Genomic DNA, 19,116 nt, shown 5'->3' with positions numbered 1-19,116 from the left:
GGCTCCGCGAACGCGCTTGCAGGTTTCCTGCTCGTCGATCAGCTCGCGATCTTCTCAAGGCGCCCGAGACCTTGGAGAAGATCCTCGAACCGGGCCGCCGGCAGCGCCTTGGCGTACAGGAATCCCTGACCCTGCTTGCAGCCCATCTCGAGCAGCCGCGCCTCCTGGTCCGACGTCTCGATTCCTTCTGCGATGATGTCCAATCCGATGTCGTTCCCGATCTGGATGATGGAGCGCACGATCGCCGCATCGTGCTGATCGGTCATCAGGTCCCGGACGAATCCGCGATCGATCTTGAGGCGGGTCAGAGGGAAACGCTTGAGCGAGCTCAAGGAGGCGTAGCCGGTGCCGAAATCGTCGAAGGATATGCCGACTCCGCGACGATGCAGGTCGCGAAACGGGCGGAGGACAGGCTCGTCGACCTTCAGGAAGATCGTTTCCGTGATTTCCAGCTCCAGCATCTCCGGGCTCAGCCGGTGCCGCTGGAGAGCGTCGGCGACATCCGACGTCAGCGTCCCTGACCGGACCTGGGCGGTAAACAGGTTGACGCCCATTTTCCGGATCGGGAGCCCTGCGTCGCGCCAAGCCGCCATCTGCCGGCAGGCTTCGTCGAGGATCCAGCGTCCGACCTCGAGTGCCAGGGGGTGCTCCTCGAGCTGGGACAGGAAGGCGCCCGGAAACAGCAGACCGCGTTCGGGGTGCTGCCATCGCAGGAGGGCCTCCGCACCGTTGATGCGCCTGGTATCCAGAGCCACCTGCGGTTGGTAGTGGAGCACGAACTTACCGGCCGCGACCGCCCTGCGCAACTCCGACTGCAGCGCCAGTCGCGAAAGCAGCGCGCTCCGCATGTCGGGCTGAAACAACCGGAAGCGACGCTTGCCGTCCTGTTTCGCGCGAAAGAGCGCCAAGTCCGCATTGCCGACGAGCTCGCCTGCCGACAGGCCCTGCGTCGGGCTGATGGCGCCTCCGATGCTGGCGCCCAGGTGGAAGGTATGACCTAAGACGCAGAACGGTGCCGCGAAGGCGTCGAGAAGCGCGGCGGCACTGGCTGCGACCTGCAGGGGATCGGTGGCGCCCGGCAGCATCACCGCGAACTCATCGCCGCCGAACCTGGCGACGATCGCATCCTGATCGAGCCAGGCCGGCAGACGGATGGCGAGGGTTTGGAGCACGGCATCACCGGTGCCGTGCCCCCAGCTGTCGTTCACCTCCTTGAATCCATCGAGGTCGAGCATGAGGACGCACGTGGCCTGACCGGCGGCGAGCCTCGCGTCGAGCGTCTCTTCGAAGGAAGCGCGGTTGGGCAATCCGGTGAGCGTGTCGTGATGCGCGAGCCTGACCAGATGCTCGTCGCGGGCGCGCCATTCCGAGATGTCGCGCATGATCGCCCCGAAGCCGAGGCCGAAGCGGTCTCTCCAGATCGACAACGTGAACTCGGCCGGAAACTCGCTGCCGTCGCGACGTCTGGCGGTGACCTCGATCGTTCGACCGGCCATCCGGGAGGGCTCGTTGCGGGCGATGCGCGCCAAACCCGCCGCGTGGCTGGCGCGAAACCGTTCGGGAACGACGAGATCGACGTTTTGGCCCAGCATCGCGCCGGGTCCGTATCCGAAGAGCGCCTCGGCCGCCTCGTTCACGAAGGTGATCCGACCGGTGCCGTCGTTGGCGATGAACGCATACGTGGCGGCCCGCGCGAGTCCCACGGCGCCGGCCAACGCGGTCTCCGACGAGACGGGGTCGTGAGAACCGAATGCTTGCTCGGTCGCGTCGATGTCGGTCATCACTTCAGCTCAATGGAATCCACGCATTGCGAAGAAGCAATATGTTACGTTAATCGGATCGAATTAAACTTGTGTTACAGTCAATCCAATCGATTAAAAACGACTGGATGCTGATTTTACTCCTAGAAGAACTGTGGTTTTGGGTGCGCAAACCGCGCCGAACACACTCGGAGCGCACGGCCCATGAACGCCCGTTTCCGAGCGCAGCAATCGGCTGCTGCGGCTGCAGCGGGCCGAGTCAGACCATGCCTCAAATCTCGATCGCCCGGCGCCCGCCCATCCCGGCGGGATCGAGGGCGACGCTCTTGATCACCGCGTGGACGGGGCGGCCGACCGCGAGGTCGAGGTCGCGCACGGCGGCCCCGGTCAGGCGGGCCGCGAGCACCGCCCCGCCGCACGCCACCTCGACCATCACCGCGTTGCCCGCCGGGATCAGCGCCGCGACCCGGCCGGAGAGGATGTTGCGCGCGCTGAGGCCCGACGGCACCGCGGTCGCGATCAGCACGTCGCGGGCCGGCACGCGCACCCGCACGACGCTGCCGATCGCGCGCGGCAGGAGCGGGACGAGCAGCCGCCCGGCCGCACCTTCGAGCCGGGTCAGGCCGGCCGCCGGGTCGTGCCCGGCGACCGTCATGTCGAGCAGCGCGCCGGCCTCGGCCTCGTGGACCGGGACGAGGTCGGCCCGGCGCAGGATCGCCTCCGCCGGGCCCGCGGCGGCGACGCGGCCGGCCTCCAGCACCACCACGGTGTTGGCGAGCCGCGCGACCTCGCCGACCGCGTGGCTGACGTAGACGATCGGGATCCCGGCCTCGTCGCGCAGGCGCTCGATATAGGGAAGGATCTCGCCCTTGCGCGCCTCGTCCAGCGCCGCCAGCGGCTCGTCCATCAGCAGCAGGCGGGGTCTCGCCAGCAGCGCCCGGCCAATGGCGACGCGCTGGCGCTCGCCGCCGGAGAGCCCCGCGGGCTGCCGGTCGAGCAGGTGGCCGATGCCGAGCATGTCGACCACGGCGTCGTGCTCGGCCCGTTCCGCCCGGCGGCCCGCGAAGAAGCGGCCGTAGCCGAGGTTGCTCCGCACGCTGAGGTGGGGAAACAGGCGGGCATCCTGGAACACCAGCCCGATCCGGCGCCGGTGCACCGGCAGGGCGATGCGCCGGTCGGTGTCGACCAGCGTCTCGCCGGCGACGACGATGCGGCCGCGATCGGGCCGGCTCAACCCGGCGATCAGGTCGATCAGCGTGGTCTTGCCCGAGCCCGAGCGCCCGAACAGGGCGGTGAGCCCGGCCCCGGCGGCGAAGGCGGCGTCGAGCGTGAAGGCGCCCCGGCGCAGGGCGACGGCGACGTCGAGCGTCATGCCGGGCGGCTCGATCGGCGCGGACCGGCGTTGTGCAGCGATACCCTCACGGAAGGCCGCGCATGATCACCGTCCACCACCTGGAGAACAGCCGCTCGCAGCGGGTGCTCTGGCTGCTCGAGGAGCTCGGCCTGGACTACACGGTGAAGCGCTACGCCCGGGACCGCGAGACGATGCTGGCGCCGCCGGCGTTGCGGGCGATCCACCCGCTCGGCAAGTCGCCGGTGATCACCGACGGCGACATCGTGGTGGCCGAGTCCGGTGCCATCGTCGAATACCTCACCGCCCGCTGCGGCGGCGCGCTGGTGCCTGCGCCGGGCACGGAAGCGCATCGCCGCTACATCTATTGGCTCCATTACGCCGAAGGCTCGGCGATGCCGCCGCTGCTGCTGAAGCTGGTGTTCTCCCGGCTGGCGCCGGGCAGTCCCGCCCTGCTGCGCCCCCTCGCGAGGGGGATCGCCAAGGCGGTGACGGCCAAGTTCGTCGACCCGGAGCTGCGCCGCCACGCCGCCTATTGGGAGGAGGAGCTGTCCGCCCGGCCGTGGTTCTGCGGCGCGGACTTCACCGCCGCCGACATCCAGATGAGCTTTCCCCTCGAAGCCTTCGCCGCGCGCGGCACCGGAGCCGGCGCCGAGCTGACCGGCTGGCTCGCTCGCATCCATGCCCGCCCGGCCTACAAGCGGGCGCTCGAGCGCGGCGGGCCGTACGCCTACGCGTGAGGTGCGGCTGTGGGGCTTTCCCCTCCCCCCTTTGAGGGGGAGGATGCTCCTGGGATGCGGCGGGGATTCCATCACCCCGCCCCCAGCTTCCGGCCGATGCGGCGGGCCAGCACCTCCGAGAGCAGCAGCGCGGTCATCGACAGGGCGACCGAGATCAGCGTCAGGCGCAAGGCGCCGGCCTCGCCGCCCGGCACCTGCGTCAAGGTGTAGATCGCCGAAGGCAGCGTCTGGGTCTCGCCGGGAATGTTCGAGACGAAGGTGATGGTGGCGCCGAACTCGCCCATCGCCTTGGCGAAGGCGAGCACCGCGCCGGCGAGGATGCCGGGCAGGCTCAACGGCAGCGTCACCGTGAGGAACACCGCGATCGGCCGGGCGCCCAGCGTCGCGGCCGCCTGCTCGAGCCGGGCGTCCACCGCCTCGATCGACAGGCGCATCGCCCGCACCATCAGCGGGAAGCCCATCACCGCGCAGGCGAGCGCCGCCCCGGTCCAACGGAAGGCGAACACGATGCCCGCCTCGGCGAGCCACGCGCCGACGAGGCCGCGTCGCCCGAGGGTCAGGAGCAGCAGGTAGCCGGTCACGACCGGCGGCAGGATCAGCGGCAGGTGCACGAGGCCGTCGAGGACGGCGCGACCCGGAAACGTGCGCTTGGCGAGCAGCCAGGCCACCAGCAGGCCGGGCCCGAGGCTCGCAAGCGTCGCGACGGCGGCCACCTTCAGGCTCAGTGCCACCGCGGTCCACTCGTCGGGCGTCAGGTCGAGCAAGGATGGCGCGTCCCGTCCGGGCGCCGCGGATCGTCGCGTCCCCTCACGCCGCAGGCTTGGACGCGGACGATGCCGCGCGCAAGCCGCTCAGGCGTCGAACTCGTCTCCGCGGGGCTTCGCGTCCTCGGCGCGGTGCAGTCGGCTCAGCAGCACGAGGAGCTGGCCCGGCAGGGGCGTGTCGAGGGCTTCGGCCCCGAGCAACGTGTCGCGGGCGCGGACCGGTTGGCGACGGCGGCGCGAGACGCCGTTAAGGACGACCGGCCGACGAACGGATGGTCTCGAATTGGTCACGCGGACGCACCCTCGATGGTCGAACGACTCGGACGACGCGGAGAAGTGACCGAAAACGCTGCACGGTAACCCCGGTTCCGGGGGTCCATATGATGAACGGGTAAACAATCTGCCGCATTGCCAGGCGATTTTGCCGCGGTTGCCGACCTTGGCCATCGCGGGACCGGACGGGCCACAACATTTCCGCCGCGGACTGCGCCACACGTCGCGGAACGCGGCCGAGGGTGGTAAGGCCGGCCATGCTCGAAGGCCTGCACCCGAACCGCCCGACCCACGTCCTGCAGCTGATGACCGACGAGCGGTCGGCGCGCACGATGACCGACCTGCTCGGCGAGATGTTCGACCCGACCGAGACGGCGGTCGCCGCCTTCGAGGCGGAGGACGGGGTGACGTGGCGGCTGGAAGCCTACTTCGCCGACGCGCCGGACGAGGATTTCATCCGCGACCTGATCCGCCCCGTGGTCGGCGCGCAGGCGGACGCGGCGGAGTTCCGCACCATCGACCAGAAGGACTGGGTCCGCGCCTCGCTCGAAGGCCTCGTGCCCGTGCGGGCCGGCCGCTTCCGCATCCACGGCTCGCACGACCGCGCCACCGTGCGGCCGAACGAGCTCGCCATCGAGATCGAGGCGGCGCTCGCCTTCGGCACCGGCCATCACGGCACCACGCTCGGCTGCCTCAAGGCGCTGGTCGACGTGCTGAAGCGCGGGCGCCCCGGCCGGGTGCTCGACGTCGGCACCGGCACCGGCATCCTCGCCTTCGCCGCCGCCAAGGCTCTGCGCCGGCCGGTGATCGCCGGCGACCTCGACGGCGAGGCGGTCAGGACCGCCCGCGCCAACGCCCATGCCAACGGCCTCGGGCCGTACCTCAAGCTCTACGAGGCGCCCGGCGTGCGCAACGCCCTGGCCGCGCGGCCGCGCCACTTCGACGTGGTCTTCGCCAACATCCTCGCGCGCCCGCTGCGGCGGCTCGCGCCGACGCTGTCGGCCGTGGTGGCCGAGGGCGGCGTGCTGGTGCTCTCGGGCCTGATCGAGCGCGACGTCGCCGGCGTGCTCTCGGCCTACCGCCACCGCGGTTTCCATCTCGCTTCGAAGGGCACGATCGAGGGCTGGGTCGCCCTGGTGCTCCGCCGCGGCGGGGCGGCGCCGCGGCCGCTCGCCCGTGGCGCGCGCGGCGGTTTTCCGCATCGCTGAACCGAACGCGGGCGCCCGCATTTTCCCGGCATGACCGACACGCCCGCGAAACCGCCCGCCGATCCGATCACCGAAGGCGCCCGCGCCCGCAGCCACGGCCGCCCGAAGGATGCATGTCCCTACCCGGTCGGGTCCGATGCGCGCAGAGCCTGGCTCGAAGGCTACGACGGCACACCCGGCGATCGCGCTCCCGACCCGCCGATGGATGGCGGCTGAGATCGCATCGATACCCGCTGAGGTCGGTTGCCCGCCGACCCGCGCCGGCGATACCTTGGCCGGATGAGCCGCACCCGCTTCCAGACCTTCGACGATTCGAGCCACCGCAAGGCGGCAGAGCGCGTCGCCGCCCTTCGTGCCGCCCTTCGGGAAGCCGGCGTCGACGGCTTCGTCGTGCCGCGGGCCGACGAGCACCAGTCCGAATACGTCCCGGCCAATGCCGAGCGTCTCGCCTGGCTGACCGGGTTCACCGGCTCGGCCGGCACCGCCGTGATCCTGGCGGATGCCGCGGCGCTGTTCGTCGACGGACGCTACACCCTGCAGGCGCCGGAACAGGTCGATCCCGGCGTGGTCGCGATCGTGCCGCTCGCCGAGAGCACCGCCGAGGCCTGGATCGCCCGGACGCTGCGGCGCGGCGCGGTGCTCGGCTACGATCCCTGGCTGCACACGCCCGATGGCGTCGCCCGCCTGGAACGCGCGGCCGCCAAGGCCGGCGCGGAGGTGAAGGCGCTCTCCGAGAACCCGGTGGACGCGGTCTGGGCCGGGCGACCGAAGCCTCCGGCCGGACGCGTCGCCGCCCATCCGCTGGATTTCGCCGGAGAGGCCGCGAGCGAGAAGATCGCGCGCATCCGCGCCGAGCTCGAGACCGGCCAGTGCGATGCGCTGGTGATCTCCGATCCGCACAACCTCGCCTGGGCGTTCAACCTGCGCGGGGCCGACGTCGGCCACACGCCGCTCGCGCTCGGCTACGCCGTCCTGCCGCGCGAGGGCCGGCCGCGGCTCTTCCTCGCCTCCGGCGACGTGACGGCGGAGGCGCGCGACGCGCTCGGACCGATCGCCGACATCGACGGGCGCGACGCGTTCGAGCCGGCGCTCGGCGAGCTCGCGGGCAAGCGCGTGCGCCTCGATGCGGCGACGGGCGCGGTCGCGCTGAAGGAGCGCGTCGCGGCGGTGGGCGGCACCGCCGACGTCGGCCCGGACCCGATCACCGCGATGAAGGCGGTGAAGAACCAGGCCGAGATCGCCGGCGCCCGCGCCGCGCACCGGCGCGACGGGGCGAGCGTGGTGCGCTTCCTCGCCTGGCTCGACGGGCAGGACGCGCCGAGCGAGATCGCCGCGGTGGAGGCGCTGGAGGATTTTCGCGCGGCCGGCGGGGATCTGCGCGACGTCTCGTTCCCCACGATCTCCGGCTCCGGGCCGAACGGGGCGATCGTGCATTATCGGGTGACGCGCGCCACCGACCGGAGGGTGGCGCCGGGCGAGCTGTTCCTGATCGATTCGGGTGCCCAGTACCTGGACGGCACCACCGACATCACCCGCACGGTGGCGGTGGGCGCGCCGAGCGCGGAGATGCGCGATCGTTACACCCGCGTGCTGCGCGGCCACGTCGCCATCGGCCGCGCGGTCTTCCCCAAGGGCACCACCGGCGCGCAGATCGACACCCTGGCGCGCCTGCCGCTCTGGGAGGCCGGCCTCGACTTCGACCACGGCACCGGCCACGGCGTCGGCGCCTTCCTGTCGGTGCACGAAGGCCCGCAGCGCATCGCCAAGACCGGGACGGTGGCGCTCGAGCCGGGCATGATCCTCTCCAACGAGCCGGGCTATTACCGGGCGGGCGCCTACGGCATCCGCATCGAGAACCTCGTCCTCGTCGAGCCCCGCACGGTGCCCGGCGGCGAGCGCCCGGTGCTCGGCTTCGAGACCCTGACGCTCGTCCCCTACGATCGCCGCCTGATCGTGCCGGAGATGCTGAGCCCGGACGCGCGCGCCTGGGTCGACGCCTATCACGCCCGCGTCCGCGACGTGTTGTCCGCAGACCTCGACCCGGAGACGCGGGCCTGGCTGGAGCGGGCGACGGCGGCGTTGAGCAGCGGGTCCTAAAGAGTTCGAACGATCGAACCGCGCATCCGCGGGAACATCCAGCCTGACGCGGGTCCCCTCTCCCGCGTGGGGGAGCCGCTTCGCGCTTCGAATGCGCGATCCGGCGGCGCCTCCGTTCCAACCTGTCGCACGCCGACGATTTTACCCTCCGCCGGTTCGGGCCTATGAGGATGGCGGCGTGAAACCGTCGTCGTCGGTCGCGCGATAAGGACCGCATGATCCGCGCAGCCGCCCTCCTCCTGTCCCTGCTCGCGTGGCCGGTCGCGGCCCAGGGCTTCAAGCCGCCGGCCGACCTCGTGCGGGCGAGCCTCGCGGCGGAGCCCGCGGCGGTGGCGGGGGCCACGCCGTTCACCGTCGCCATCCGCATGGCGATGAAGCCGGGCTGGCACGTCTACTGGCGCAATCCCGGCGATTCCGGCCTGCCGCCGGAGGTGACCTGGACGCTGCCGGCGGGCTTCTCGGCCTCGGCGATCCAGTGGCCGGCGCCGCACCGCATCCCGATCGCGACGCTGATGAACTTCGGCTACGAGGGGGAGGCGATCCTGCTCGTGCGGGTCACGCCGCCGCCGAGCCTCGACCCGGCCGCGCCGGTGACGCTGGCGGGCAAGCTCACCTATCTCGTGTGCGAGACGGAGTGCATTCCCGGCTCGGCCGATCTCGCCCTGACGCTGCCGGTCGCGCGCGAGGCCACGGCCGATCCCGGCAACGTCGACCTGTTCGCCCGCGCCCGCGCCGCCCTGCCCAAGCGCGCGCCGTGGCCGGTGCGGCTGTCGAGCCAGGGCGACCGGCTCGCCCTCGACCTCGAGGCTCCGGGCCTCGCCGCGGACACGGTCCGCGCGGTGGCGTTCTTCCCCTATTCCGAGACGGCGATCGACAACGCCGCGCCGCAGCCCTTCACCGTTGACGCTTCGGGCCTCCACCTGACGCTGACCCGCGCGACGCCCGCCGACCCCGCGCCCGAATCGCTGCCCGGCGTGCTGGCGATCGACGAGGACACCGGCGGGGGCCTCGTTCGGCAGGCCTTCGCGCTCGGCGAGGAGGCGCCGCTCGCCGGCGGCAGCGCGATGCCGATCGCGGCGCCGGCGGTGGCGCGCACCGACCCGGCCGAGGCGCTGACCCTGTGGACCGCGGCCGGCCTCGCGCTGCTCGGCGGCCTGATCCTCAACCTGATGCCCTGCGTCTTCCCGGTGCTGTCGATCAAGGTGCTGAGCCTGGTGAGGCATTCCGGCGAGGCGCCGGCGCGGGTCCGGCTGCACGGGCTCGCCTACACCGCGGGGGTGCTGGCGGCCTTCCTGGCGCTGGCCGCGCTGCTGATCGCCCTGAAGGCGGGCGGCGCCGGGATCGGCTGGGGCTTCCAGCTGCAATCGCCGACCGTGGTGGCGGCGCTGGCCTACCTGCTCTTCGCCATGGGCCTGAGCCTGTCGGGCATGCTTCACCTCGGCGGGCGGCTGTCCGGGCTCGGCGACGGGCTGACCCGGCGGGCCGGGCTCCAGGGCTCGTTCTTCACCGGCGTGCTCGCGACGGTCGTGGCGACGCCGTGCACCGCCCCGTTCATGGGCTCGGCCGTGGGCTTCGCGCTGACGCAGTCGACCGCTGCCGGCCTCGTCGTGTTCGCGAGCCTCGGCCTCGGCCTCGCCCTGCCCTTCCTGGCGCTCACCCTGTGGCCGCCGGCGCTGCGCGCGCTGCCCCGACCCGGCGCGTGGATGGACGTGCTGAAGCAGGCCCTCGCCTTCCCGATCTACGCCACGGTCGCCTGGCTGGTCTGGGTGCTGGCGCAGCAGGTCGGGCCGCAGGGCCTGCTCGCGGCGCTGATCGGGCTGGTGCTGATGGGCTTCGCCGCCTGGGCGTGGGAGCTCGGCCGCGACGCGCGGCTGGTCCGGGCGCAGCTCGCCCGCGGCCTCGCGGTGCTCGCCGTCGCCGGCGTGGCGGGGCTCGCCCTCACCCTCGATCACGACCGCGTCGCACCGGGGGCTCAGGCCCGGGCCGAGGGGATCGAGCCGTTCACGCAGGCCCGCCTCGACGCGCTGCTGGCGAGCGGCCGGCCGGTCTTCGTCGACATGACGGCGGCGTGGTGCATCACCTGCCAGGTCAACGAGCGCACCTCGCTCGGGACGGCGGCGGTCGGCGCGGCGATGCGCGCGCGCGACGTCACGTATCTCAAGGGCGACTGGACCAACCAGAACCCGGAGATCACCCGCCTGCTCGAGCGCCACGGCCGGAGCGGCGTGCCACTCTACCTGCTCTACGCGGGTGCCGGAGAGCCGACGGTGCTGCCGCAGATCCTCACCGAGGGGACGATGCTGAGCGCGCTGGACGCCGTGAAGGCGACGGGCCGCAGCGCGAAGCTCGACGGCGGGGGGACGAAGGTCCCCTGAAGCTTGGTAAAAATATAATTTTCGTAGGACTGAAATCACTTCAGTGTGCGCGACGGCTCCCTCTCCCATGGGGAAAGGGTTGGGGTGAGGGGCGTGACCGACCCGGATGACTCACGCCCCTCATCCTGTCCTTCTCCCCATGAAAGAAGGGACCCACGGCAGGTCGCGGATCGTTGCGATCGCTTGAGCCGTCCACCGAAAGCCGAACTCAATCCTCGCCCGAGAACGTCTCGTCGAAGGCGTACCCCGAGCCGCGGACGGTGCGGATCGGGTCGGTCTCGCCGGCGCGGTTCAGGGCCTTGCGCAGGCGGCCGACATGCACGTCGACGGTGCGCTCGTCGATGTAGACGTCGTGGCCCCATACGCCGTCGAGGAGCTGCTCGCGGGAATAGACCCGGCCGGGGCTCTGCATCAGGAACTCGAGCAGCTTGAACTCGGTCGGCCCGAGGTGGATCTCGCCGCCGGCCCGGCGCAGGCGATGGCTGTCGCGGTCGAGCTCGATGTCGCCGGCTTCCAGCAGGTTCGCGACGTGGCTGGGCTTGGCGCGCCGCAGCAGCGCGCGGACGCGCGCCAGCAGTTCCGGCACGGAGAACGGCTTGACGATGTAGTCGTCGGCCCCCGTCCCGAGGCCGCGGATGCGGTCGCCCTCCTCGCCGCGGGCGGTAAGCATGATGACCGGCAGGGACACCGTCTCGCGCCGCGCCCGCACCCGGCGGCACAGCTCGATTCCCGAGAGCCCCGGCAGCATCCAGTCCAGCAGGATCAGGTCGGGCACCTGCTCCTGCAGGCGCAGCTCGGCCTCGTCGCCGCGGGCGGCGGAATCGACCTCGAAGCCCTCGGCTTCGAGGTTGTAGCGCAGGAGGGTGGTCAGCGCCTCCTCGTCCTCGACGATCAGGATCCGCGTACGCATGCAGGGCACTCCCGGGCGGACCGCCCGACTTTCTCATCCATCGCCACGGACCTCCCTCCCCCTGAAGCGGGTCGGGAGAGGGGAGCGCCGTATCCGGAGCGGTCGCTCCCCTCTCCCGACCCCCGCTCACGCGAGGCCCACCCTCCCCGCGCAGAGGAGGAGGGGAGGAGACGGCAGCCCTCAGGCGCCCGGTGCCACCGTCGCGTAGTTCGAGGCGTCGTTCTTCGGGCGGTCGCCCGCGAGGTTCTCGCCGGTGGACAGGTAGTGGATCGTCTCGGCGATGTTGGTGGTGTGGTCGCCGATGCGCTCGACGTTCTTGGCGCAGAACAGAAGATGCGTGCAGAACGAGATGTTGCGCGGGTCTTCCATCATGTAGGTCAGCAGCTCGCGGAACAGCGAGTTGTACAGCGCGTCGATCTCGCCGTCCCGCTCCCACACGTTGTGGGCCGCGTTGACGTCGCGGCTGGCATAGGCGTCGAGCACGTCCTTGAGCTGCTCCTGGACGAGGTCGCTCATGTGCTGCACGCCGAGCACGATCTTCTGGGCCTGGGCCTGGTCGCTGATCGCGACGACGCGCTTGGCGATGTTCTTGGCGAGGTCGCCGATGCGCTCGAGGTCGCCCGAGACGCGGATCGCCGAGATCGTCTCGCGCAGGTCGATCGCCATCGGCTGGCGCCGGGCGATGAGCAGCACCGCGCGCTCCTCGATCTCGCGCTGCAGCGTGTCGAGGCGCTTGTCGGCGACGATCACCGCCTGGGCGAGCTGGGTGTCGCGGCGGACGAGCGCGTCGGTCGCCTCGGTCATCATCTTCTCGGCGACGCCGCCCATCTCGGAGATCGAGCGGCGCAGGTCTTCGAGGTCGGTGTCGTAGGACGTGACGATGTGGCCGGGCATGGGCGTGGGTCCTCGAACGATCCGGGTGCGGCTCAGCCGAAGCGGCCGGTGATGTAGTCCTGGGTCTGGCGCACCGTCGGGTTCATGAAGATGCGGTTGGTCGGGCCGACCTCGATGACCTCGCCGAGATACATGAAGGCGGTGAACTGCGAGATGCGGGCCGCCTGCTGCATGTTGTGCGTCACGATGACGATCGTGAACTCGCTGCGCAGCTGCTCGATCAGCTCCTCGATGCGGCCGGTCGAGATCGGGTCGAGGGCCGAGGTCGGCTCGTCGAACAGGATCACCTCCGGGCTCTGGGCCACCGTGCGGGCGATGCACAGGCGCTGCTGCTGGCCGCCGGAGAGGCCCATGCCGGACTGCTTGAGCTTGTCCTTCACCTCGTCCCACAGCGCGGACTTGCGCAGGGCCGATTCGACGCGGCCGTCGAGCTCGGACTTCGGCAGCTTCTCGTAGAGCCGCAGGCCGAAGGCGACGTTGTCGTAGATCGACATCGGGAACGGCGTCGGCTTCTGGAACACCATGCCGATGCGCGAGCGCAGCTCGTTCAGGTCCACGCCGGAATCAAGGATGTTCTGGCCGTCGAGCAGCACCTGCCCCTCGGCGCGCTGCTCCGGGTACAGGCTGTAGATCCGGTTGAAGGTGCGCAGCAGGGTCGACTTCCCGCAGCCCGAGGGGCCGATCAGCGCGGTCACCTGCCGGTCGTGGAAGTCGAGGTTGATGTTCTTCAGGCTGTGGAACTGGCCGTAGTAGAAGTTCAGGGCCTGGGCGCTGATGCGGATCGGCGCGTGCTCGTCGGCCGGGTTGCGGCCGTCGAACCGGGTGGCGTTGATCGCGGGAGCGGCGTTCATCGTCGTGTTCCTCGTGGATGCCGGCGGCGGATCAGCGGGCGCGCTGCGGCTTGATGACGAAGCGGGCGACGACCGAGAGCAGCAGGATCGTCATGGTGATCAGGAGCGCGCCGGCCCAGGCGAGCTGCTGCCAGTTCGGGTAGGGCGAGAGGGCGAACTGGTAGATCATCACCGGCAAGTTCGCGACGCCGCCCATCAAGTCCGGGCTGAACCACGAGTTGTTGTTGAGCGCCGTGAACAGGAGCGGCGCGGTCTCGCCGGCGATGCGCGCCAGCGCGAGGATGATGCCGGTGACGATGCCGGCCGAGGCCGCCCGCCAGGTTACGCTGCGGATCACCGTCGACATCGGGGCGCCGAGCGCCACGCCGGCCTCGCGCAGCGTGCCGGGGACGAGGCGCAGCATGTCCTCGGTGGTGCGCACGATCACAGGGGTCGCGATGATCGCCAGCGCGACGCCGCCGGCCCAGCCGGAATAGGTCCCCATCGGCCGCACCATCAGGGTGTAGACGAACAGGCCGATCAGGATCGAGGGAGCCGAAAGCAGGATGTCGTTGAGGAAGCGGATCACCTCGGCGAGCTTCGAGCCGCGGCCGTACTCGGCGAGGTAGGTGCCGGCCATCAGCCCGATCGGCGTGGCGATGAGGATGCCGATGCCGGTGAGCACGAGGCTGCCGAGGATGGCGTTGGCGATGCCACCGCCTTCCGAGCCGGGGCCGGGGGTCGGCTGGGTGAACAGCAGCGGCGAGAATCCGCGCGCCCCCTCGACGATGAGCATCAGCAGGATCGAGCCGAGGACGAAGGCGCCGAGCACGGTGGCCGCCAGGCAGGCGATCCGCAGCGCGCGGTCGGCGACCCGGCGGCTGCCGCGGATGCGGGCCGGCTTCAAGGCCGGCGCCGGACGGATCGTGTTGGGAGCGTCCATGGCGGGTCCCTCAGGCGACCTTGACGCGGCGCGTCAGGAAGCGGGCGATGATCAGGACGACGAAGGTGATCGCGAACAGGATGCAGCCGAGCGCCATCAGCGAGTTCAGCTGCAGGCCGTCGGCCTCGTTGAACTCGTTGGCGATGCGCGAGGCGATGGTCGAGCCGGGATCGAACACCGAGGCCGAGAGGCGGTTGGCGTTGCCGACCACGAAGGTCACCGCCATGGTCTCGCCGAGGGCGCGCCCGAGGCCGAGCATGATCGCGCCGATGATCGAGACCGAGGCCTGCGGCAGCAGCACGTGGCGGACCACCTCCCAGGTGGTGCAGCCGATGCCGTAGGCGCTCTCGCGCAGGATCGTCGGGATCTGGTCGAGCATGTCGCGGGCGATTGAGGCCACGAACGGCACGATCATGATCGCCAGGATGATGCCGGCGGTGAGCACGCCGACGCCCGAGGGCACGCGGGCGTAGAGCAGCGTGCCGACGATCGGCATGCCCTCGACCAGGTTCGACACCGGCATCTGCACGAATCGGGCGAAGAGCGGCGCGAAGATGAACAGGCCCCACATGCCGTAGATGATGCTGGGCACGGCGGCGAGCAGCTCGATCGTCATGCCGACGGGCTTGCGCGCCCAGCCGGGGCAGAGCTGCGTCAGGTAGATCGCGATGCCGAGCGAGATCGGCACGCCGATCACCAGGGCGAGCACCGCGGAGGCGAGCGTTCCGGTGACGGCGACCAGGGCGCCGTACTGCTCGGTGCCGATGTTCCAGGCGCTCGAGGTGAGGAAGCCGAAGCCGAACTCGCGGAAGGCGGGCCAGCCGCCGTAGAGGATTGAGCCGAGGATGCCGGCGAGCACCAGCAGCACCAGCAGGGCCGAACCGTAGGCGGCGGCGCGGAACAGGGCGTCGAGGCCCTTGCTCGGCCCCTTGCGCAGGCGCGCGCCCGAGGCGGCGCGCGTCACGGCGATCTGTTCAGTCAAGGCGGTCATCCGCGGTTCTTTTCACCGGCTGGCGTGGTAGCGCGCCGAACGGCCGGGCGCGAGGGCGGGGCCGGACGCGCGGGCGAGATCCGGCGAGGACGCTGCGCCCGCTCGGGGAACGGGCAGCCCTCGCGCTTCGCGCGGGCCGTCCGCTCGTCGCGATCGGCCGCGGGGCCGCGTGCGGCCCCGCGGGTTCGGCCTCACATGCCGAGGACGGGCTTTCCGTCCTTGCCCTTTACCTGCTTCCACTCCTCGTGGATCAGGCCGACGACGGCGTCCGGCAGCGGCACGTAGTCGAGGTCGGAGGCGAGCTTGTCGCCGTTCTTGTAGGCCCAGTCGAAGAACTTCAGCACGTCGGCGGACTTGGCCGGATCGGCGGCCTCCTTGTGGACGAGGATGAAGGTCGCCGCCGTGATCGGCCAGGCGTCGTCGCCGGCCTGGTCGGTGAGCGTGATGCCGAAGCCGGGCGCGCTCTTCCAGTCGGCGCTGGCGGCGGCCGCCTGGAACGCCTTGTCGTCCGGCTGCGGGAACTTGCCGGCCTTGTTGCGGATCAGCGCATAGCTGAGCTTGTTCTGCTTGGCGTAGGCCGACTCGACGTAGCCGATGGCGTTCGGGACCTGCTTGACGGTGGCGGTAACGCCCTCGTTGCCCTTTCCGCCCTGGCCGGCGGGCCAGCTCACGGTGGTGGCGGCCCCGAACTCCTTCTTCCAGCCCTCGGAGACCTGGCTGAGATAGGTGGTGAAGATGTTCGTCGTGCCCGAGGCGTCCGAGCGGTAGACCGGGGTGATGTTCGCGTCGGGGAGCTTCAGCCCCTCGTTGAGCGCGGCGATCTTCGGGTCCGACCACTTGGTGATCTTGTTGGCGTAGATGTCGGCGATCACGTCGCCGGTGAGCTTGAGCTTGCCCGGCTCGACGCCGGGGATGTTCACGACGGCGACGACGCCGCCCATCACGGTCGGGAACTGGACGAGGCCGTCCTTCTCCAGGGCGGGGCCCTTCAGCGGCGCGTCGGTGGCGCCGAAATCGACCGTCTTGGCCTGGATCTGCTTGATGCCGCCGCCAGAGCCGATCGACTGGTAGTTCAGGCCGGTGCCGCTGTCCTTGCGGTAGGCTTCCGCCCACTTGGAATAGACCGGGAACGGGAAGGTCGCACCGGCGCCGGTGATGTCGGCGGCGAGCGCCGGAAAGGCGAGCTGCGCCGTCGCGAGGCCTAGGGCGAGCGCGTAGGTGAAGGGTTTCACATCGATCTCCGTCATCCGTCGAGCGTGCCGGGCAGCGCGATCCGCGCGTTCGCATTGGCGCGGGCCACCCGGCGACCCGGCGGCCGCGGCCGCATCGCTCGACACCGCCGCCGTTAGGGCACGCAGATGACAGCCGCATGACACGGCGCAACCAGGGCTTGAGGCGAGCGCGAACGCGGCCGGCGAATGCTGTGGCGATGGCACGCTTTACGGTGTTGGCGCGTTCCCATTGCGATCCTGGCCCTGTCGCGAGCATCCCGCCGCGGCTCGCCGGATCGGAAGGTCGATCCCGTGTCCCACGATTCGCCTGCGGCGCCGACGCGTGCGCCGCTCCCCGACGACCACGCCTACCAGGCGCTCCACGCCGAGCGCGAGGCCCTGGAGCGCGACCTGGCGCTGGCGAAGGCACGGCAGAACTTCAGCACGGAGCCGGGCGAGGCCGAGCGGGCCCGCGCCGACGAGGCGTCGATGCTGATGAGCCTCGACCGGGTGCTGACGCGCATCCGCGCGGCCGAATACCAGCGTCGCCCGGGCGCCCGCCGCTGGTAGCCTGTCTAGGCTGGGTCTCGCGTCTCGCGGCGATCGGGCGAACCTCGCCACTTCGCCCCACGATCGACGGGTCGTCCCCCGCGGCGAGCCGCGTGCGGGCCGCCTCCCAGCCTCAGGCGCTGCGGCGGCGGTCGCGCTCCTTCTGGCGCATGCGCAGCAGGAGGTCGACCTGGGAATCGGGGATCGGCTGCTTGTCGACGCTGCCTTCGTAGACGGTGCGCAGGGTCTGGCCGAGATGATGGGTGTCGACGCTGGCGCCGTTGCGATGCGACGCGAGGACTTCGAACTTGGCTGCGGCCTGATGCATGGTCCCCCCCGGAACATGGAAGCGCCGGCGTCCGCGAATCGGTTTCGCCACCGGATCCCAACAGTGTCGGTCCGGATGGTTAAGGAGGGATTAACCTTAACCGACCGTTCTGCGCGCTCATCGGGATCCGATCCTAGACCGCCGCGCCTTCGAGCAGGCGGGCGGCGGCGGCGCGGGCCTCGTCGGTGACGGTGGCGCCAGCGAGCATGCGGGCGATCTCCTCGCGGCGGGCCGCGACGGGGAGCGAGGCGACGCGGGTGGCGACGCGGCCAGCCCCCTTCACCGCGTCCTTGGCGATCAGGAAATGCGTGCCGGCGCGCGCCGCGACCTGGGGCGCGTGCGTCACCGCCACCACCTGCACGTCCTGCGACAGCCGCGCCAGCCGCGCGCCGATCGCGTCGGCGACCGCGCCGCCGACGCCGGTGTCGATCTCGTCGAAGATCAACGTCGGCGCCGAGCCCTTGTCGGCGAGCACCACCTTGAGGGCAAGCATGAAGCGGGACAGCTCGCCGCCGGACGCCACCTTCATCATCGGGCCGGCCTTGGTGCCGGGATTGGTCTGCGCCCAGAACGCGACCCGGTCGATGCCGGCGGCGTCGCGCGATTCGGGATCGGTGACGATCTCGGTGATGAACCGGGCGCGCTCGAGCTTCAGCGGGGGCAGCTCGGCCTGCACGGCGGCGTCGAGCGCCTTGGCCGCGCGCCGACGCCCCGCGCTGAGCTTCTCGGAGGCCTTGGCGTAGGCCGATTCGGCCGTATGCAGCGTCGCCTCCAGGCCGGCGAGCGCCTCCTCGCCGGCATCGATCGCGGCGACGTCCGCCTCGTAGCGCTCGCGCAGGGCGGCGAGGTCGTCGGCGGCGACGTCGTACTTGCGCGAGGCCGCGCGCAGGGCGAACAGCCGCTCCTCGACCCGCTCCAGCTCGCGCGGGTCGAACTCGGCCTCGGCCACCGCCGCGTCGAGGACGGCGCGGGCCTCGTCGAGGGCGACGAGGGCGGCGTCGAGCGCCGCGACGCAGGGCTCGACCAAAGCCGGCAGCTGCGCCGCCCGGCGCTCGAGCTTGCGGATCGCCGAGGAGAGCTGCGGCACGCTCGAATGCGAGCCGCCGACGGCGGAGAGCGCGTCGTTCAGCTCGCGCGCGACCTTCTCGCTCTGCTGCATCACGGTGCGGCGCTCGGCCAGGGTCGCCTCCTCGCCGGGCTTCGGATCGAGGGCCGCCAGCTCCTCGACCGCGTGGCGCAGGAAGTCGGCCTCCCGGCGCGCGGTCTCCACGCGGGCGCGATGCTCGGCCAGCGTCGTGCGGGCGACCCGGACGGTCTTGGCCGCCTTCGCGACCGCGTCGAGCGGGCCGCTCAGGCCGCCGAAGGCGTCGAGGATGGCGCGGTGCGTGGTGACGTCGGCGAGCGCGCGGTCGTCGTGCTGGCCGTGGATCTCGACCAGGGCCGCGCCGATCGCGCGCAGCACCTGCACGCCGACGGGCTGGTCGTTGACGAAGGCGCGGGTGCGCCCGTCGGCCATCTGCGTGCGCCGCAGGATCAGGTCGCCCTCGGTGTCGATCTCCGATTCCGCGGCGATCCGCCGGGCGGGATGGTCGAGGCCCACGTCGAACACCGCGGTGATGCCGCCCTGCGCCTCGCCGTGGCGCACGAGGGAGCCGTCGCCGCGCCCGCCCAGCGCCAGGCTGAACGCGTCGAGCAGGATCGACTTGCCCGCGCCGGTCTCCCCGGTGAGCACGCTGAGCCCGCCGGAGAAGTTCAGGTCGAGCCGGTCGATCAGGACGATGTCGCGGATCGCGAGCTGCACCAGCATGCCGCGCCTTCGAGCCTCCGGGGCGCCGGCCGTCGTCCGGCCGGGCAACCCAAACTTAAGGGAAATACGAAGCCGTCATGTAGGC

18 protein-coding genes are annotated in these 19,116 nt (G+C 71.3%); 6 read left to right on the top strand and 12 right to left on the bottom strand.

The genetic code is table 11. From position 1 onward, the window contains the following. Positions 1–38 precede the first annotated feature (38 nt). Together MKK64_RS07710 and modC are read right to left on the bottom strand one after the other, a co-directional pair. Positions 39–1,781: a putative bifunctional diguanylate cyclase/phosphodiesterase gene (locus tag MKK64_RS07710; RefSeq protein WP_243933193.1), complete on the bottom strand. Its 1,743-nt coding sequence runs from the start codon at positions 1,779–1,781 to the stop codon at positions 39–41. Between the two features lie 250 nt (positions 1,782–2,031). Then, the gene (modC, locus tag MKK64_RS07705) at positions 2,032–3,132 is read right to left on the bottom strand and encodes a molybdenum ABC transporter ATP-binding protein (protein ID WP_243933191.1); all 1,101 of its coding nucleotides are present in this window, start codon (positions 3,130–3,132) and stop codon (positions 2,032–2,034) included. A 62-nt stretch (positions 3,133–3,194) separates the two neighbouring features. Here modC and MKK64_RS07700 point away from each other — a divergent pair, with 62 nt between their 5' ends. Next, a complete protein-coding gene (locus MKK64_RS07700; protein WP_243933189.1) occupies positions 3,195–3,851 on the top strand; it encodes a glutathione S-transferase family protein in 657 nt (218 codons plus the stop codon). A 71-nt stretch (positions 3,852–3,922) separates the two neighbouring features. Here the strand turns inward: MKK64_RS07700 and modB are convergent, their stop codons facing one another. Both modB and MKK64_RS07690 read right to left on the bottom strand, forming a co-directional pair. Continuing rightward, positions 3,923–4,615, bottom strand: coding sequence for a molybdate ABC transporter permease subunit (modB, locus tag MKK64_RS07695; RefSeq protein ID WP_147729156.1), 693 nt, complete (start codon positions 4,613–4,615; stop codon positions 3,923–3,925). 87 nt (positions 4,616–4,702) lie between these two features. Further along, positions 4,703–4,906, bottom strand: coding sequence for a hypothetical protein (locus MKK64_RS07690; RefSeq protein ID WP_147729157.1), 204 nt, complete (start codon positions 4,904–4,906; stop codon positions 4,703–4,705). 239 nt (positions 4,907–5,145) lie between these two features. On the opposite strand from MKK64_RS07690, the gene MKK64_RS07685 reads away from it, so the two are divergent. The 4 genes from MKK64_RS07685 to MKK64_RS07670 all read left to right on the top strand — a co-directional run bounded on the left by MKK64_RS07685 (position 5,146) and on the right by MKK64_RS07670 (position 10,568). Further along, a complete protein-coding gene (locus MKK64_RS07685; protein ID WP_243933187.1) occupies positions 5,146–6,096 on the top strand; it encodes a 50S ribosomal protein L11 methyltransferase in 951 nt (316 codons plus the stop codon). A 30-nt stretch (positions 6,097–6,126) separates the two neighbouring features. Then, positions 6,127–6,312: an Rmf/CrpP family protein gene (locus MKK64_RS07680; RefSeq protein WP_147729957.1), complete on the top strand. Its 186-nt coding sequence runs from the start codon at positions 6,127–6,129 to the stop codon at positions 6,310–6,312. 63 nt (positions 6,313–6,375) lie between these two features. After that, a complete protein-coding gene (locus tag MKK64_RS07675; RefSeq protein ID WP_243933185.1) occupies positions 6,376–8,193 on the top strand; it encodes an aminopeptidase P family protein in 1,818 nt (605 codons plus the stop codon). A 215-nt stretch (positions 8,194–8,408) separates the two neighbouring features. Next, complete coding sequence (locus tag MKK64_RS07670; protein WP_243933183.1) at positions 8,409–10,568, top strand: protein-disulfide reductase DsbD family protein; 2,160 nt, start codon at positions 8,409–8,411, stop codon at positions 10,566–10,568. 208 nt (positions 10,569–10,776) lie between these two features. Here the strand turns inward: MKK64_RS07670 and phoB are convergent, their stop codons facing one another. The 6 genes from phoB to pstS form a co-directional block, all read right to left on the bottom strand. Then, positions 10,777–11,478: a phosphate regulon transcriptional regulator PhoB gene (gene phoB, locus MKK64_RS07665; RefSeq protein ID WP_147728560.1), complete on the bottom strand. Its 702-nt coding sequence runs from the start codon at positions 11,476–11,478 to the stop codon at positions 10,777–10,779. Between the two features lie 180 nt (positions 11,479–11,658). Next, complete coding sequence (gene phoU / locus MKK64_RS07660) at positions 11,659–12,372, bottom strand: phosphate signaling complex protein PhoU (protein ID WP_147728561.1); 714 nt, start codon at positions 12,370–12,372, stop codon at positions 11,659–11,661. A 32-nt stretch (positions 12,373–12,404) separates the two neighbouring features. Next, positions 12,405–13,223, bottom strand: coding sequence for a phosphate ABC transporter ATP-binding protein PstB (gene pstB / locus MKK64_RS07655; RefSeq protein ID WP_147728562.1), 819 nt, complete (start codon positions 13,221–13,223; stop codon positions 12,405–12,407). A 31-nt stretch (positions 13,224–13,254) separates the two neighbouring features. Continuing rightward, positions 13,255–14,145: a phosphate ABC transporter permease PstA gene (pstA, locus tag MKK64_RS07650; protein ID WP_243933181.1), complete on the bottom strand. Its 891-nt coding sequence runs from the start codon at positions 14,143–14,145 to the stop codon at positions 13,255–13,257. A 10-nt stretch (positions 14,146–14,155) separates the two neighbouring features. Then, positions 14,156–15,136: a phosphate ABC transporter permease subunit PstC gene (gene pstC / locus MKK64_RS07645; RefSeq protein ID WP_243933175.1), complete on the bottom strand. Its 981-nt coding sequence runs from the start codon at positions 15,134–15,136 to the stop codon at positions 14,156–14,158. A 191-nt stretch (positions 15,137–15,327) separates the two neighbouring features. Beyond that, a complete protein-coding gene (gene pstS, locus MKK64_RS07640) occupies positions 15,328–16,368 on the bottom strand; it encodes a phosphate ABC transporter substrate-binding protein PstS (RefSeq protein ID WP_147728115.1) in 1,041 nt (346 codons plus the stop codon). A gap of 291 nt (positions 16,369–16,659) precedes the next feature. On the opposite strand from pstS, the gene MKK64_RS07635 reads away from it, so the two are divergent. Then, the gene (locus MKK64_RS07635; protein ID WP_147728114.1) at positions 16,660–16,917 is read left to right on the top strand and encodes a hypothetical protein; all 258 of its coding nucleotides are present in this window, start codon (positions 16,660–16,662) and stop codon (positions 16,915–16,917) included. Positions 16,918–17,029: 112 nt separating this feature from the next. Here MKK64_RS07635 and MKK64_RS07630 read toward each other — a convergent pair whose 3' ends face one another. After that, on the bottom strand, positions 17,030–17,224 hold the full coding sequence (locus tag MKK64_RS07630) for a hypothetical protein (RefSeq protein WP_147728113.1): 195 nt from the start codon (positions 17,222–17,224) through the stop codon (positions 17,030–17,032). A gap of 133 nt (positions 17,225–17,357) precedes the next feature. Continuing rightward, entirely contained in the window at positions 17,358–19,031 is a 1,674-nt protein-coding gene (gene recN / locus MKK64_RS07625) for a DNA repair protein RecN (protein WP_243933168.1), read from the bottom strand. Positions 19,032–19,116: the final 85 nt, after the last annotated feature.

Source organism: Methylobacterium sp. E-025 (genome assembly GCF_022829705.1).
Taxonomy (GTDB): Bacteria; Pseudomonadota; Alphaproteobacteria; order Rhizobiales; family Beijerinckiaceae; genus Methylobacterium.
Note: the sequence above shows the minus strand (reverse complement) of the source record. Positions and strands in the feature narration are given on the sequence as shown.

What these genes read in the sequence shown, in the direction of transcription:
- MKK64_RS07680 (WP_147729957.1), top strand. Translation starts at nt 6,127, where the DNA reads ATGACCGACACGCCCGCGAAACCGCCCGCCGATCCGATCACCGAAGGC.
- MKK64_RS07675 (WP_243933185.1), top strand. Translation starts at nt 6,376, where the DNA reads ATGAGCCGCACCCGCTTCCAGACCTTCGACGATTCGAGCCACCGCAAG.
- MKK64_RS07700 (WP_243933189.1), top strand. Translation starts at nt 3,195, where the DNA reads ATGATCACCGTCCACCACCTGGAGAACAGCCGCTCGCAGCGGGTGCTC.
- MKK64_RS07630 (WP_147728113.1), bottom strand. Translation starts at nt 17,224, where the DNA reads ATGCATCAGGCCGCAGCCAAGTTCGAAGTCCTCGCGTCGCATCGCAAC.
- MKK64_RS07710 (WP_243933193.1), bottom strand. Translation starts at nt 1,781, where the DNA reads ATGACCGACATCGACGCGACCGAGCAAGCATTCGGTTCTCACGACCCC.
- phoB (WP_147728560.1), bottom strand. Translation starts at nt 11,478, where the DNA reads ATGCGTACGCGGATCCTGATCGTCGAGGACGAGGAGGCGCTGACCACC.
- pstA (WP_243933181.1), bottom strand. Translation starts at nt 14,145, where the DNA reads ATGGACGCTCCCAACACGATCCGTCCGGCGCCGGCCTTGAAGCCGGCC.
- MKK64_RS07685 (WP_243933187.1), top strand. Translation starts at nt 5,146, where the DNA reads ATGCTCGAAGGCCTGCACCCGAACCGCCCGACCCACGTCCTGCAGCTG.
- phoU (WP_147728561.1), bottom strand. Translation starts at nt 12,372, where the DNA reads ATGCCCGGCCACATCGTCACGTCCTACGACACCGACCTCGAAGACCTG.
- pstB (WP_147728562.1), bottom strand. Translation starts at nt 13,223, where the DNA reads ATGAACGCCGCTCCCGCGATCAACGCCACCCGGTTCGACGGCCGCAAC.
- pstC (WP_243933175.1), bottom strand. Translation starts at nt 15,136, where the DNA reads ATGACCGCCTTGACTGAACAGATCGCCGTGACGCGCGCCGCCTCGGGC.
- modC (WP_243933191.1), bottom strand. Translation starts at nt 3,132, where the DNA reads ATGACGCTCGACGTCGCCGTCGCCCTGCGCCGGGGCGCCTTCACGCTC.
- MKK64_RS07670 (WP_243933183.1), top strand. Translation starts at nt 8,409, where the DNA reads ATGATCCGCGCAGCCGCCCTCCTCCTGTCCCTGCTCGCGTGGCCGGTC.
- recN (WP_243933168.1), bottom strand. Translation starts at nt 19,031, where the DNA reads ATGCTGGTGCAGCTCGCGATCCGCGACATCGTCCTGATCGACCGGCTC.